The 14,476-nt window shown below is 45.7% G+C and carries 11 protein-coding genes; 5 read left to right on the plus strand and 6 right to left on the minus strand.

Annotated features, from left to right (window positions below; all coding sequences use genetic code 11):
• Positions 1–46: 46 nt before the first annotated feature.
• Complete coding sequence (locus RIF36_RS23115) at positions 47–1,627, minus strand: N-acyl-D-amino-acid deacylase family protein (protein ID WP_350120435.1); 1,581 nt, start codon at positions 1,625–1,627, stop codon at positions 47–49.
• Between the two features lie 212 nt (positions 1,628–1,839).
• On the opposite strand from RIF36_RS23115, the gene RIF36_RS23120 reads away from it, so the two are divergent.
• From RIF36_RS23120 to RIF36_RS23135, 4 genes are all read left to right on the plus strand, one after another.
• Positions 1,840–3,837: a tetratricopeptide repeat-containing sensor histidine kinase gene (locus RIF36_RS23120; protein ID WP_350120432.1), complete on the plus strand. Its 1,998-nt coding sequence runs from the start codon at positions 1,840–1,842 to the stop codon at positions 3,835–3,837.
• Positions 3,838–4,019: 182 nt separating this feature from the next.
• Positions 4,020–4,412 carry a BlaI/MecI/CopY family transcriptional regulator gene (locus RIF36_RS23125; protein ID WP_350095069.1) on the plus strand — a complete coding sequence of 131 codons (393 nt, stop codon included), beginning with the start codon at positions 4,020–4,022 and terminating at the stop codon, positions 4,410–4,412.
• On the plus strand, positions 4,409–6,505 hold the full coding sequence (locus RIF36_RS23130) for a M56 family metallopeptidase (protein ID WP_350120429.1): 2,097 nt from the start codon (positions 4,409–4,411) through the stop codon (positions 6,503–6,505). Before RIF36_RS23125 ends, RIF36_RS23130 begins: the two co-directional genes overlap by 4 nt.
• A 261-nt stretch (positions 6,506–6,766) precedes the next feature.
• Complete coding sequence (locus tag RIF36_RS23135; RefSeq protein WP_350120426.1) at positions 6,767–8,905, plus strand: hypothetical protein; 2,139 nt, start codon at positions 6,767–6,769, stop codon at positions 8,903–8,905.
• On the opposite strand, the gene RIF36_RS23140 is transcribed toward RIF36_RS23135, so the two are convergent.
• Together RIF36_RS23140 and RIF36_RS23145 are read right to left on the minus strand one after the other, a co-directional pair.
• Complete coding sequence (locus RIF36_RS23140) at positions 8,902–9,351, minus strand: DinB family protein (protein WP_350120424.1); 450 nt, start codon at positions 9,349–9,351, stop codon at positions 8,902–8,904. The two genes, RIF36_RS23135 and RIF36_RS23140, sit on opposite strands and share 4 nt — an antisense overlap.
• A gap of 57 nt (positions 9,352–9,408) precedes the next feature.
• Positions 9,409–9,930 (minus strand): hypothetical protein, encoded by a 522-nt coding sequence (locus RIF36_RS23145; RefSeq protein WP_350120420.1) that lies wholly within the window; start codon positions 9,928–9,930, stop codon positions 9,409–9,411.
• Between the two features lie 429 nt (positions 9,931–10,359).
• On the opposite strand from RIF36_RS23145, the gene RIF36_RS23150 reads away from it, so the two are divergent.
• Positions 10,360–11,277: a ThuA domain-containing protein gene (locus tag RIF36_RS23150; protein WP_350120417.1), complete on the plus strand. Its 918-nt coding sequence runs from the start codon at positions 10,360–10,362 to the stop codon at positions 11,275–11,277.
• 10 nt (positions 11,278–11,287) lie between these two features.
• On the opposite strand, the gene RIF36_RS23155 is transcribed toward RIF36_RS23150, so the two are convergent.
• From RIF36_RS23155 to RIF36_RS23165, 3 genes are all read right to left on the minus strand, one after another.
• A complete protein-coding gene (locus RIF36_RS23155; protein WP_350120414.1) occupies positions 11,288–11,881 on the minus strand; it encodes a hypothetical protein in 594 nt (197 codons plus the stop codon).
• A 64-nt stretch (positions 11,882–11,945) separates the two neighbouring features.
• On the minus strand, positions 11,946–13,139 hold the full coding sequence (locus RIF36_RS23160; RefSeq protein ID WP_350120411.1) for a Gfo/Idh/MocA family protein: 1,194 nt from the start codon (positions 13,137–13,139) through the stop codon (positions 11,946–11,948).
• Between the two features lie 98 nt (positions 13,140–13,237).
• Entirely contained in the window at positions 13,238–14,428 is a 1,191-nt protein-coding gene (locus RIF36_RS23165; protein ID WP_350072061.1) for a nucleoside permease, read from the minus strand.
• Positions 14,429–14,476: the final 48 nt, after the last annotated feature.

Raw genomic sequence — 14,476 nt, forward strand, 5'->3', positions numbered from 1 at the left:
CTTACTTACTAATTAGTAAGTTTGCAAATACCGGCCAATTCACCCACTAGTTATTTACCTTTTTCAGTACTCTTCCCGCCCCGGGGTTGATTGATCCATCTGGCCTTACGGAGATTATACCATTGACGATAACATAACTAATCCCCTCCGGATACTGATGAGGATTTTCAAAAGTTGCTTTGTCGGCAATGGTCTCAGGATTGAAGATGACCAGGTCGGCGTAGTTGCCCACTGCTATGCTTCCCCTGTCAGTCAGGGCCAGCCGGGCAGCTGGTAAGGATGTCATTTTTCTTATAGCTTCTTTCATGGGAATGACGCCGAGGTCTCTGCTATAATGCCCAAGCACTCTTGGGAAAGTGCCATAGCTCCTGGGGTGCGGATGGCCATCTCCTGGCTCTACCAGCGAACCGTCGCTGGCCACCATGGCCATAGGGTGTTGCATGATCCGTTGCACATCTTCTTCGCTGATAACGTGGAAAATACACGAGGCTCCCCCGTTTTCCTGTGCCTTCATTACCAGCTCAGCACCTGTGGAAACTGTGGGCTTAAGCCCTTCCATTTCTGCCCAGTCCTTCAGGGTTTTTCCCTCCAGCTCGGGCTTCCATGTAACCCTACCGAACTGTACTCTGTTCAAGTCTCCACCCCCTCTGTCGTTAAGGATATTGAATTCTACATCAGCCTTTATGTCCGATCTTGTTTTTTTGTCGTTTAGTCTGGCTCTGTACTTTTCAATCCCGCCTTCCATTGCCCAGGCTGGAATGAGTACTGCAATACCCGTCTGACTGGCAGTATATGGATACTGATCCATCATCACGTCGAGGCCAATGGCCCTGGCAGAGTCGACCATGGCCAGTGTTTTTTCACTGGCACCCCACATGGGTAGTCCAATGGCTTTGTGGTGGGTAAGCACCACAGGAATTTTGGCTTCTTGTGCAATTTGAATGGCCTCCTGAACCCCGTCAATCAGTCCAAGCCCTTCTTCCCTGAGGTGCGAGGTGTAGATTCCGCCGTGCGACGCTGCAACTTTTGATAGCTCAATGACTTCGTCCACTGTTGAAAATGCCCCGGGCAGGTACTTAAGACCCGTCGATATTCCGAAGGCACCGGCCTGCATGGCTGTGTCAACCTGTGCTTTCATGGCGGTGAGTTCTGCTGGGGTAGGTTGCCTGTCTTCCAAGCCCATGATGTTGCTTCTTACGGTGTTGTGTCCTACAAGATAAGCGACATTGGGGCCCAGCTTGATTTCAGCAAGTGAATCGAGGTAGGGTTGAAATGGCCACGGGCTGCGGCCATCGGGCCCGCCCAGGGTGAGGGTGACGCCCTGCCTCAGGTGGGAAGAGGCTGAAGGAATTTTCAATAGCCGTTCAATATGTGTGTGAAGATCGATGAAGCCAGGAGACACAGCCAGACCAGAAGCGTCGATGGTATCTTTGCCGCCGTGTTTTAGCTTCCCAATAGCGGCAATGGTGTCGCCATTGACGGCAATGTCACTGAGGATGGGCTCATTGCCGAGGCCGTCGTACACCTGTGCGTTAAGAATGACCAGATCGTACACTTTCCTGGGTTGGCAACTTATTAATGTTGAAAACAGCGCCAGCCTTGCTAGCCATAAAGTTATTGTGTACATCAGTTGATTAATTGTCGAAAGAAAAGGTGCAAAAAAATACAGTTGCACACATGTAAACTTACATGGCCGGGGAGCAAGACGCCCGGAGTCAGGCAAATATGTCAGGTAATGCCGTTATTGTGCCTTTATGTAGATTACATTTCCTAATTTTATCCAGCCAAAAATCGAAGAATCTATTGATTGCGGCGCTCTTTTTCCAGAAGAGAATTTCTATGCCGTTTAGTAAGTATTTCCTTTGCGTTTCCTTCTTTATTCTGTTTCATGGTGCCAGCGCCAGCGAGACTGACAGCCTGTTCATCCCCAATGCAAGTGGTTATAACGCCGACTTTTTCCGAACACTTAGACAGAAACTTGCCAAACTGAAAACTGATCAGGCTGTCTTATTGCTAAATGAAGAAATAACGAAACAAGAGGCGCAGCGTGAGTATCGAAATGCTGTAAACCTCAAAATCGTCCTGGGGCTTATTCTAAAACGCACCTCAAACGCTGACGGATTTATTAAACTTCAGGATGCGATTGCTGAGGCAGATCAAAAGCAATTTCTTTATGAGAAGGCTTTGGCACTTTTCGAATCAGGAAGGATTCTGCTTGCAAGTGGCGAGAAGACAAAGGCTCTGGAGAGTTTTCTTAAAGCCGAAGAAGCTTGTGCCAAGACATCCGAAAAAGCATTGTTGTTTCAGATTTCTTTTGCGATTGCAAACCTGCAATACTCGTCTGACAACTTTGAGGAAGCGCTTCTGGCAATGCAAAATGGCGTAAGTATCTATTCTATTGAAGAATGGCTTGAACAGGAAGACTATTTACAATTCGACGTAATGAGGGCCTTCAATACAATGGCACTATGCCATTTGCAAATGGAGGAGTTTGATGAAGCATTGGATAACTATAAAGTCTCGCTGATTTTTGCCCAGGCCAGGCAGGATGAGTTTTGGAATGGGCTGGTTACGGGTAATATGGGACATGTTTTGCTTAGACAAAACAAATTGGACACAGCCGAAGCCCTTCTGCAGTACGACCTGGGGATCAGCAAAAAATACAAAGCATTTTCGAGTGTTGCAGCTACTTATCTTTCTTTAGCTCAGTTGCATCAAAAACAGAACCTGTTTCAAGAGGCTGAAAAGTTCTTTGATTCGGCGAGCTACGTTATCAATTCTAATAACCTTTCGCTCCCAAGCTATTTTAAACGAAGGTCTGAACTCGCCTACGAAATGCGTAAGTATAAAACAGCCATCGATCTGAGAAATATATATGACAGGATGGCGGACTCGTTAAGTGGAATCAAGAAATCAAAAGATCTTGCGCTTCTGAACTCCAATTTTGAATTCTTGTCCAAACTTGAAACAGTTAAGCTGTTGGAAAAGGAGAACCTCCTCAAAGACGAAGAGCTCAAAAATAAGAACTTGATTATCTTCGGTGGCACTTTCATCACTTTTCTCGCTATAGCCTTATCAGTTGTTGTGATCAGAAGTAACCGCCTTAAAATTAAACTCAATAAAGAGCTTGAAAGAGAAGTTGAAAAGAGAACCAGGCGATTGGCCAGCACGGTGAAAGAACTTGATACTTTTATCTATAGGCTGTCGCACGATTTCAGACGCCCGCTTACCACATTGATCGGACTCGATTCATTGGGCCGCACAATAAGCAAAGATTCAGAAACGAATGATCTTTTTTCCAAGGTTGGAAAGACTGCCAAGCAAATGGACAGAATGTTGCTGAAAATGACATATATCCATGAGGTCAACACTTTGGAGCCAACTATTACTCAGACAAATTTGAGGGAAGTTGTAGAGGAAGTGATCGCTGGCTTTGGCGAAGACTTCTCGGCACTAAAGACTCAATTGATTGTAAATGTGCCTGACGACATGATAGTTTCAACCGACCCACGATTTTTGCAGTTAATACTGACCAATTTGATAGAGAATGCTTTTATTTTTGTCGATGAAGGAAAAGATAAGCCTATCATCAGTATCGGCGTCAAACCAACTGAAGGCGGTTGGAAAATATTGATCAGCGATAATGGTGTTGGCATTTCGCTCGAAGTCAGAAGTAGAATATACGAACCATTTTTCAGGGGCAGCTCGATTTCGCAGGGGAACGGCCTAGGACTTTATTTGGTAAAAAAGGCTACGAGAAGACTGCGTGGAAAGGTCGTCGATTATGCTGGAGATCATGGAGAAAGCGTCTTTATGCTCGAGTTCTTCGTCTCTTGATAAGACTTTCTGCCTTCATTACTTTTTTCGAACCAGTTTGGTGTATACTATAGTTGACACCAACCCCGCTGTGAGTCGTTTTCAGAAACCTAATTACGAAATATTTCGTAGAACTTCTTGCGAGTTCAAAATCAGTTCCTATATTTGAACTACGAAACTATTCGTACATCACAGAAATCACAATGAGTAAGAGCACACCGACAGATGCTGAACTAGAGGTACTCAACGTCCTTTGGGCAAAAGGCCCCTCTACAGTTAGGGAAATCAATAAAATGCTGAGCCAGGAGAAGGAAGTGGGATACACCACCACACTGAAGATCATGCAAATTATGACGGCGAAGGGTTTGCTCGAAAGAGATGAGAGTAGCAGAACCCATGTGTACAAGCCCCTGATGAAGGAGAGCGATACGCAGCGGACGATGATGGATAAACTTCTCAATTCGGCTTTTGGGGGCTCGGCTTCCAAACTTGTGATGCAGGCACTTGGCAATAATAAAACAACAAAAGCTGAGCTGGATGAAATCCGCAAGTTTCTGGATGACCAGCTGGAAAACAGGAAAGGAGATAGAGAATGAACATGCTTCAACCTTACTTATCCGACACACTGGTGCAAGCCCTTGGGTGGACATTCCTTCACTCTTTGTGGGTTGGGGCACTGTTAAGCGTCATATTTCTTGGAGTGAGATGGATCATGAAGTCTTACAGTGCGCAGTCGAAGTACGTGGCAGGACTGTCATTCCTTAGTTTGCTCCCCGCCATTATGCTGCTCGTTTTTGTTTACACTTTTAACGAACTGGCCCAGTTGAGCTCTTCCGATACGCCGGAGATGGAGCCGGGCACGACCCAGCTGGCTGAATTTACCACAGGAGCTGCTGATGTTGAATCACAATCGGCTGAAGTACCATTCTATGTAGGATGGCTCAACGAAATCAGGACTTATTATTTTTACAAGTACCATTCGTTTCTGGTCACTGTTTGGCTTCTTGGAATAGCCTTGCTGTCAGCTCAAAATATTGGTGGCTACCTCTATTCAGGCAGGCTTCGCAAACAGGGACTTTTGGAGCCCGGCGATGAATTGATAAAGGCGTTTAATTCATTGCTCAAGACTTCCGGGGTGAGCAAGAGCGTTCTTCTTATGGAGTCTCTTCTTGTAAAAGCGCCTGTGCTTGTCGGTTATTTTAAGCCTGTAATTTTGCTCCCAATCGGTCTGGCATCCAGCTTGTCAGTCAGTGAAGTGGAGGCTATACTTGCCCACGAAATAGCCCATATTCGTCGCCATGATTTCCTTGTCAATATTCTGCAGTGCTGCGTGGAGGTACTTTTCTTTTATCACCCTGGTGTTTGGGTCATTGGTTCAGCCATCAGAAGCGAAAGGGAAAACTGCTGTGATGATATAGCCGTCCAGCTAAGTGGCAACAGCATGAGCCTCGCTTTGGCACTCACGCATGTGGAAGAGTGGAAACTGACCAGCAATGTGGCTTTAGGATTTTCAGGCAACAAAAACTCATTACTCAATAGAATAAAAAGGATAATCAACTACAAGACAATGAAAGCACAAAACAGAGACGGTAATTTACTGGCGGTAGCCATCATTGCCGGTCTTTGCCTGAGCACGCTCACGGCATTGAAGGGAATCGATTATGAAATGGTACAAGAAATACCCGCTCAGGAGGAAGTGGCGCAGGAGCCAATAGAGGTGGAGCCAGCAATAGAGATGACAGAGCCTGTTCAATCTGAGGAGCCTTTTGTGGTTGCAGAAGCTGAACCTGTGGAAGAGCGTGAAGCCGCTGCAGCGGCGGTGGTAAGCGCTGACACGTTGATTCAAGGGGAAGCTGCTCCATTGCCAGCGCTGGCCCCACTGAGTGGCCGGGCTACTACGCAGCCTTTGGCAGAAACTCCCCCTTTGCCACCGGTAGGTGCGGTGTCGGCTGTCAGCTCTCCGGATATGTACTCTCTGGCAGCCCCGAGAGCCAGGTGGAGCTATTCATCGTCCGCCGACAGCAAATGGAATGTGGTGGCGTCAGGCAGCGATACCGTCGTTTGGGATGCGCCCGCACCGGCAGACACCCAGGAATTTGCGATGCACATGCAGGATATGGCCCGGGAAATGGCTCATATGCAAGAGCACATGGCGAGGGAAATGGCCGAAAGGGCTGTAGAAATGAGCAAGGCTGCCGAGAATATGTCGCTTCACCATGAAGAAATGGCATCAGAAATGGCCAGACATCAGCAGCAGATGGCCGAGGAAATGGCTGAACGACACAGGGAAATGGCGGAAAAGCATGCGTTAATGGCGCAGGAATTTGGTGAAAAACATCAGGAAGAAATGCTGAAGCATCAGGAAGAAATGATGAAAGAGCAAAAAAAGATGCTTGCGATTCAGCAGACTGAAATGAAGAAGATGGAAGCCGAAATGAGAGTACACGAGGAGAAAATGAATATCTTCGAGAAGGAACTCAGATCGGAGCTGGTGAAGGATGGAATCATCTCTTTAAAAGACGACCATTTCAAAATGAGGATCAACGGGAAAGAGCTGACTGTCAATGGGGACAAGCAATCTTCCGAGATGTACAAAAAATACCGAAAACTTATCCAGGAGAAATTTGGCGATGACTACAGTTTTGATGCTGACGGTAGTGAAGAGATGAATCTGAGTTTTAGTTTTTAATTTCAAGTCCATATAAAGTTGAAAGGCTGGCCTCAGGGTCAGCCTTTTTTATGTGCGGCGGTGGAGCTTTTTTAGCTTGTAGAAAATTCCCATCTGCCGGACAAGGAAAAGGCATCTGTTGCCGTTTGTATAGGTTGTAGTACCATAGCTTCACCTTCTTTTGGCTTGTGATAAAATATAATTCTAATTTTGGTGCCGGAAGTTCACCTGGCCTAATCCTTTGATCTAAGTTTTCACGCACCTTTGTTAAAAGTGTTACTCATGCGCATAGCAACCACCGTAGTATTCTTCCTGTTTGTTAGTATTTCTTCAGCACTGGCCCAAGGTCAAAGCGACCCCAGGAGTTTGTCTTATTATTTTTCGGATGTAGAAATGCACGTCGATACGATGGTGTATTCGTGGAAGAAAAATTCTCAAATCATTCAAAACAGACGCCAGCTGCCGTTTGCTTACGACGAGGAAAATGAGGTGGCTGAATTTTATTTGAGATTTAGCCAGATTGGCGATAGCAACAACCTGAGACTGGCACCTTCAAAAGACTATGAGTTGATTGACTCTTTGTTGGTTTATCCCGGCTATGCTCGTTTCAAAGTGAGGTTTAGAGGGCTTACTGAAAGTAATTTCCTCAAGTTTACCTTTGAGGTGAGTACTGATACTTCATCCTACCAGCTAACAGAGCTTCCATTATTCCCATACACCCAAACGTATGTAGAAATTTATCCACCAGCAGATGAGGTGTTCATTGGGGAGGAAGTTTCGTTCGACATAACAACCAATAATGCGGGCAATATCGTTTACGATAATCGCTGGACTTCGGGGCTGCCCATTAACTATCGAATAGATAAGCAGGGTAGTCAGCTGGTGATGTCGATTGTGCCAAGAAACCTCGGGTATCAGCAAGTATCTATCCCTCTGCTTGTTCGGAAGCCGATTTTGACGCCGGAGGGATTCTCTTACCATTTGCAGCCACTTGAGTATACATTTCAGGTGAAATCAGGTCGGCTCGTGTTTCTGCAAATGGATAAGCAGGAGATCACACCGCCCGATGACAATACGGAGCCTATTGAGATTCTTATAGACAATAACCGAAACCTTGAGCTGGGCAAAACCTACCGGGTAGAAAACCAGGAGGCACAGGGTGGTCCGCTCATTGCTGAGCTTTACACTAAGAGCCGACTTACGACCAACAAGATCCTTTGCCTGATGCGGCTCTATGGCAATCACAGAAAGTCGGAGGGTTATTTGTACATAAAAGACGGGGATGAGGCGAAGTTTGTGACCAATGTGGATATTACACCCAAGACTGACATTAAGACCATTTTTGTTCAAAGAGAGGGCAAAGACTGGCAGGCAGGAAATGCCGTGTATCCGGGCGAAACAGTTTCCATTAAACTTGAAGGACAGGGGCTGCATAAGGGAAATTTCTTCTTCCAGGGGGCAGACAATTTATTGCTCGATTCGCTGATCCGGAATGAGAACATGGCCGTTTTCAGGATCAAAGTGCCTGAGACGACCTCGTCCACCAAGATTGAGATCTTCAATCACCGGGAAAATACAGGCAAATACCTGACTGTGACTGAGTACCAGAAAGCCCGCAAGTTTGACTTCATGAAACTCGATTTCGGCAATGAGCAAATGCAATTGGATGAAATCAACAAGCCGATTTACTATGATGGAACCATTACCGATCTGGTTTTGGCCTTTGATCGCTCAAAAATCGACAGACCGGGAGACCTCAACGGAAAGCAATACCTGAAGATTGACGTAAAGGTCAGCAACAAACAAGGCAATCTGCTTGAAATATATAAGTTTGACCAGGTAGGTATTTGTCCTGCTGAAAACTCGCCCAGGTTCGGGCACTACAGCCAAACGGACTGTCAGGCAGAGAACATCAATTTCAACAACTACTTATCCAGAAAGACTTACGATCTGGACGAGTGGTCAAAAATAGAAATTGACATTAGCCATGTAAATGAAAAGTATCCGGGGCAGCAGGTGTCCAAGAAAAGGATCATTATTTACCTGAAAAGGAATCACACATTTGATGTGGATGTATCTTTCCCCGGCGGACTTTTGATATTAAAGGCTGGTAGTGAGGATTTTGCGAACTTTGGAGGTATTAGCTTTGCGATGATTGCCCAATTTAGTTTTTATCAGGAGGGTAGGATTGCCAAAGTGAAGCCATATAAGCTGGGAGCTGGTTTCATTGCCATTAATGCATTTAATTTCTCGGAGGCAGCGCAGGCTAACAGAGACGTGGGGCTCGTCGTAATGGGATCTCTCTATCCGATTTCCAGTACCAACAAATTGACATTCCCATTGTATGTTGGGTTTGGCTACTTAATGAAGGAGGGTACATTATTCTCCCTGGTAGGGCCGGGAATCAGGGTGCAGTTTTAGTGCCTGGCTGTTATTTGCTTCAGGTGGTGTAGCATGTGGGCGTGGTAGTCTTCGATAAGAAACTCCAGCGTGTGGAGTTCAATAGCCTCCTTGCCGGTGTCACAGGTGTTCTTAAGTGCAGCCACCGGAATATTTCTGACTGTTCGCACAAGCTGTTTATTGATAAGCAGCCAAAGCTGTTGAAGTTCGCCTATATCTGCCGACTGGTAGTTCTGACACCGCACCCATTCATCCTGATGATAGTATATCTTGTCATCAGGCTCGTGCTGGGATACGATGAACCGACGAAGGTTGTTTTGAGCGCTATCAATCAAGTGCCCGAGAATTTCTTTTTTTGACCACTTTTCAGGAGCCGGCTTAAAAGTCCATTCTTTTTCCTCAATGAAAGAAAACATGCCGATGCTTTCAGTAAGAAGCATTTCTATTTGATCAACCACTGCTGCCATATTTGTTGGTTGAAAACCATAACCTTTTCAATTTGGAATCAAACGATCCTGGCTAGCCTATTTTACAGGTTTTAAATTTTTCAAATACCTCGTGAGTTGGCTAATTTGTCCATCTCGTTCCTCACGAAATTGTAGCCTTAGCAACTTATGAACTTTGCCCGAGCGGGTGCTTAGAAATATTTTGTAAATATAGTCCATGCTCCCCTCCTTAAATGCACTTACATCTGAAGAAAGCTCATTTTTCTCACCATAGAGGTCAAAAATGTCGTGGATGGCGATTTCGTTTCCGAGGATAATTCCTTTTTTGATATAGACAGCCTCTTCATGGATATTAAAAGTCACCATTTTGGGGAACCTCCACCTGTCGTATAAAATGGGAACGAGAAGCAAAAGCAAGACTAAAAGAAGAATTGTGGGGTTTACACCAAATAAAAAAGCAAAAATGGCGATTGTAAGTGATACCTGGGATTCAAGCTGTTTGCCAGAGGACATCTTAATTGTGATGGAGCCAGTGTCATAACTAACAACGTATTTGTTGTCGTTAAGCATTTGCACCAGGTGTTGATCCAATTTTAACATCTATTTCTTCAGTTGGCCACTAATATCTTCTCTTTGCTCTGGATATACCATGTGAGCTACTTCGAGAACTAAAAATACCTCTTTTGGAGATTTGATTACATTATACGTAGAAAAAATGGAAGTATGAGGACAAACGCCATCGTTATATCCAAAAGAAAACCAGAAGGGGGCACCAACTTGCCTTTGGAACGAGGGGCGAAAAATCAAGTTTAAAACGAGTAGTAAATCTTTTTTCACGTAAAAAAATGAATCTGGAACTCTAAAATAAGACAGAAATATAAGAATGCCTATAATGGAGGTGTTAGGGGCCGCCAACTAACTAAGTGAGACATTGTTTGTATTATGGTCGAAATCCTTTGGCAGAAAGTGCCTATATTGGGTGTGTGCTTTACTAGCTTTTTTAGATTGAAAGCCAACCAGAGAATAGCTATGATGAATAAAACCCTTTCCACAATTTGCCTGCTTTTGTGTGTTGCTTCGATATGCGCTCAGGACTTGAAACCTTTCGAATTGACGGACGCCTGGCTTGCTGGCGTGGATGAAATCGCTCCATCTTCTACTACAGTTTCCGTAAGGAAAAAGAAGACCCTACTTATTTTCTCCCTGCATACCGGCTTTGAGCACTGGACGATTCCACACACTGAAGCGGTGGTACAACTGATTGCGGAGAAGAGTGGGGCGTTTAAAGTGGTAACCTCAAAAGACATAAGCGTTTTTGAAAAAGACAACCTGAAGAACTACGACGCTGTTGTGCTCAACAACAACTGCTCGATAGGTGATGAACGAAATATATTCTGGGACGTGTTGAAAAAAGACAGCACACTTACCGAGCAGGTAGCACGCATGAAAGCAAAGCAACTGGAAGACAACCTGCTCAGCTATGTGGATCGTGGTGGTGGGTTGGTGGTGCTGCACGGGGCCATAACGATGGAAAATAAGTCAGACAACTTTAGCCAAATGGTGGGAGGAAGCTTTGATTATCACCCGAAGCAGCAAAACATTGCCGTGAAGCTGGTAGACCCAAACCACCCGATGGTTCAGGCATTTGGGGGTGAGGGATTTGAGCACATAGATGAGGCCTATATCTTTAATAACGCCTATTCACAGTATAACTTCCGTCCTTTGCTTTATATGGAAGCGGACAAAATATCAGGGCTAAAAGAGCCCATTGGCGACAATATTAAGTACATTTCATGGATCAAGCGGTATGGCAAGGGGCATGTTTTTTATTCGTCGCCTTCACACAATGCCCAGGCATTTGAAAACCCAAAGCTACTGAGGTTCCTGCTGGACGGGATGCAATACGCAGTGGGTGATCTGAAGTGTGATGACTCACCGATGAAGTAATTGGACAGGACTATTTTTGGCCTCCTTTTCTCTTCAAGCCCTTTGTCATTCTCTCAAAGTAGGCTTCCATGCTTTCTCCTGGCTTCATTGGCAGATTTTTCAAACCATCTTCGACGATATCAAGCAACAACGTGTAGCGGCTAAAGTTTGCCTCCAACACACTTTTGTCGTTGGTTTCCCAGTATTGTCCTTCATCGAACAAAACAAAGTCCTCGAGATATTTCTCTTTCAGGTACTTCAATAAGTGAATGATCACCTGGTGGACATTAATTCCCGCAAATTGTGTTTTTGTGGAAAGTTGGTAGAGGTACTTATTTTCATCTTCGTCTCTCTGTTCTCCAAAGAATTTTAGCGCAACCGGAGTACTCATTCTTCCATTAGATAAAAATGATAGCCACACTGGTTCGCAGTTTGGCGGGGAGAAGGCAACCCCGTAAAGCTCACTATCGACCAGCTGTCCTTCATCTGCGTGAACAGGAAACTCTTCTTTGAAAACAGACAGCTTCCATTGATGGATATTGGCGATGTCTTTTACCTCTTCTATTAAATCAGGCAAAGATGCTCTGTTTCCTATTCTTCCGCTATAGTGAATAGATAGCCCCATTGAGGTTTAATGTCAATTAAATCTATTAGCTTTCAAATGTTCAAGCTCTCCGATACGTTACTCCTTACTTCTCAACCCTTTCTATAAATTTCCCGGTAGCTTTCTCTTTTAGGATCAATTTTTTGGCTCCATAATGAGTCATCTCCTCTTTCACCAGATAGTGGTCAGCGTCATATTCTACCAGATGGCCATCTTTACTAACGCCTGTTTTTCCACGCCAAATATCGAGCTGCACAGGTTCCCATTGCTTGGTTTTGGCTGACTTATAGCAAGCATCGAGGATACAGTTGACCACATAGCCATCATAAAAAGTTTCCTTGGCCTCCCTGCCTTCTTCTATGGCATCGAACATGTCCATGAACATGTGGTTGTAGCCGAGCTCGTTCATTTCATCACCTACGGGAAATAGCCAGCCGGTATTGCTTTCCGCTTTTTCGGCTACATAGTCAGCTCCTTTGCCGGTGGTGAACATTTCGAAGCCGGTGCGCAAAAAGCTATTGATCCAGATGGTGCCTTCGGTGCCCATCACCTCATCTCTCAGGTCCATGCCGCCACGGAATGTCCAGCTGACCTCAAACTGGCCAATAGCGCCGTTCTCATACTTTACCAGTGCTATACCATGGTCTTCCGCATCAATCGGCTTCACCTGCGTGTCGGCCCAGCACATCACTTCCACTGGTTTGATGTCTTTGCCGATGTAGCTGCGGGCAATTTCCACGCAATGACAGCCTAAATCCAGCATACAGCCGCCACCGGCCTGCTCCATGTCCCAAAACCAGTTGCTGTGAGGGCCCGGATGAGTCTCTCTGGATTTGGCCCAGAGTATTCTGCCAAGGGCACCGTTCATTACGCTTTCGTGGGCTTTGATATGCTTGGGTGTATAAACAAGGTCTTCCAGATAGCCGGCAAAAATGCCCGCCTTTTCCACAGCTTCCAGCATTCGCTTCGCTTCTGCTGCGTTTCGGGCCAGGGGCTTCGTACAGATGACCGCTTTTTTGTGTTTGCAGCACAGCATCACAGCTTCTTCGTGCAGGTTGTTGGGCAGTGCCACGCAAACGACGTCCACCTCAGGGTGAGCAATGGCCTCTTCCATGTTGGTTGTCCAGTGTGCTACATTGTAGTCTTTAGCAAACTGAGTGGCGGTTTCCTCTCTGCGTGCATATATGCTTACCACTTTGTCTTTGTTGCGGTAGCCTTGAATGGAGTCAGTGTAGAACCTGCCAATAAAACCACCACCAAGCATTGCTAATTTTCTCATCGTCGAAGTAGGTTAAATGTTCATTTGAAGATTCGATGAAGGCCTGTCAGGGGACAGGCCTTGGATTTGGAGTAGAGCCTCATGTAACAAGATAATAACTAGGCTGCCACCTTTACCTCTTTTTTCTCTCTGAAGAAAAGGATGAAATAGATCATTACGCCAATAGCAATAAAGGCCGGCACCCACCAAATGCTTGTCCAGTCCTTCACGCCGTCAGTGGTATACATGTCCACTGCGTAGCCTGAGAACCACGTGCCTATCGTCATGCCTACGCCGTATGTAGCAAAGGTGAAAAGCCCCTGGGCTGCATTCTTGATTTTTGCGCCCGCTTTCTTTTCGGTATACATGTAGCCTGTAACGAAGAAAAAGTCGTAACAAATACCATGAAGGATAATCCCTGCGTAGAGCATCCACATGCCAGCGTCTACATTTCCGTAAGCAAAACACACGTAGCGGAGAATCCAGGCAGCCATGCCGAGTAGCAGCATTTTCTTTACCCCTATGCTGTTGAACAGGAAAGGAATGGCAAGAATAAATACTGCTTCAGACACCTGTCCCAGGGTCATTTTGGAAGCGGCGTTTTCCATCCCTACATCGTTAAGGAAGGGGTTGGCAAAGCCATAGTAAAACGAAAGAGGTATACACACCAAAATGGCGGCGACAAAGAAGATCAGGTAGGGCTTGTCTTTGAAGAGGACGAAAGCTTCTGTGCCCAGTGCTGCCGAGGCGTCTTCACCACCTTTAGGGGGAGTGTTGGGCAGCATAAAACTAAAGATGCCAAGTACAGCAGAAACTACCGCAGCCATTACGAAGGTGGAAGGTGTTTTTTCAATGCCCAAAAAGCCAATCATTAAGCCAGCGACAATCCAGCCAAGCGTTCCAAACACTCTGATCCAGGGAAATTGTTTGCCCGGGTCGGTCATTTGCCCGAAGGCAATACTGTTCGAAAGGGCGATGGTCGGCATGTAGAGCAATGAGTAGGCCATGATGATCCAATAGAAAGACGAGTTGTCAGCTACCTGTGTGGCAAGGAAAAGCAATGCCGCTCCCAGTAAATGAAGCACTCCCATGATTTTTTGTGCGGCAAAAAACCTGTCGGCTACCATGCCCACGAAAAACGGCGAGATCATGGTGGCGATGGCCAGGGCACTGTAGGCGGCACCAATGTGGATGCCCGTTGATCCCAGGTGTTCTGACATATATGTGCCCATGGTTACATACCAGGCGCCCCATACAAAATATTCTAGGAGCATCATGATGGAAAGTGAAATTCCGGTAGTTAGCTTCATTGGTAGCTGAGATGTTAGTTGTTAATAGTCAATTATTTGATGTGTAGT

It is taken from the genome of Imperialibacter sp., from assembly GCF_040222815.1.
GTDB lineage: Bacteria > Bacteroidota > Bacteroidia > Cytophagales > Cyclobacteriaceae > Imperialibacter.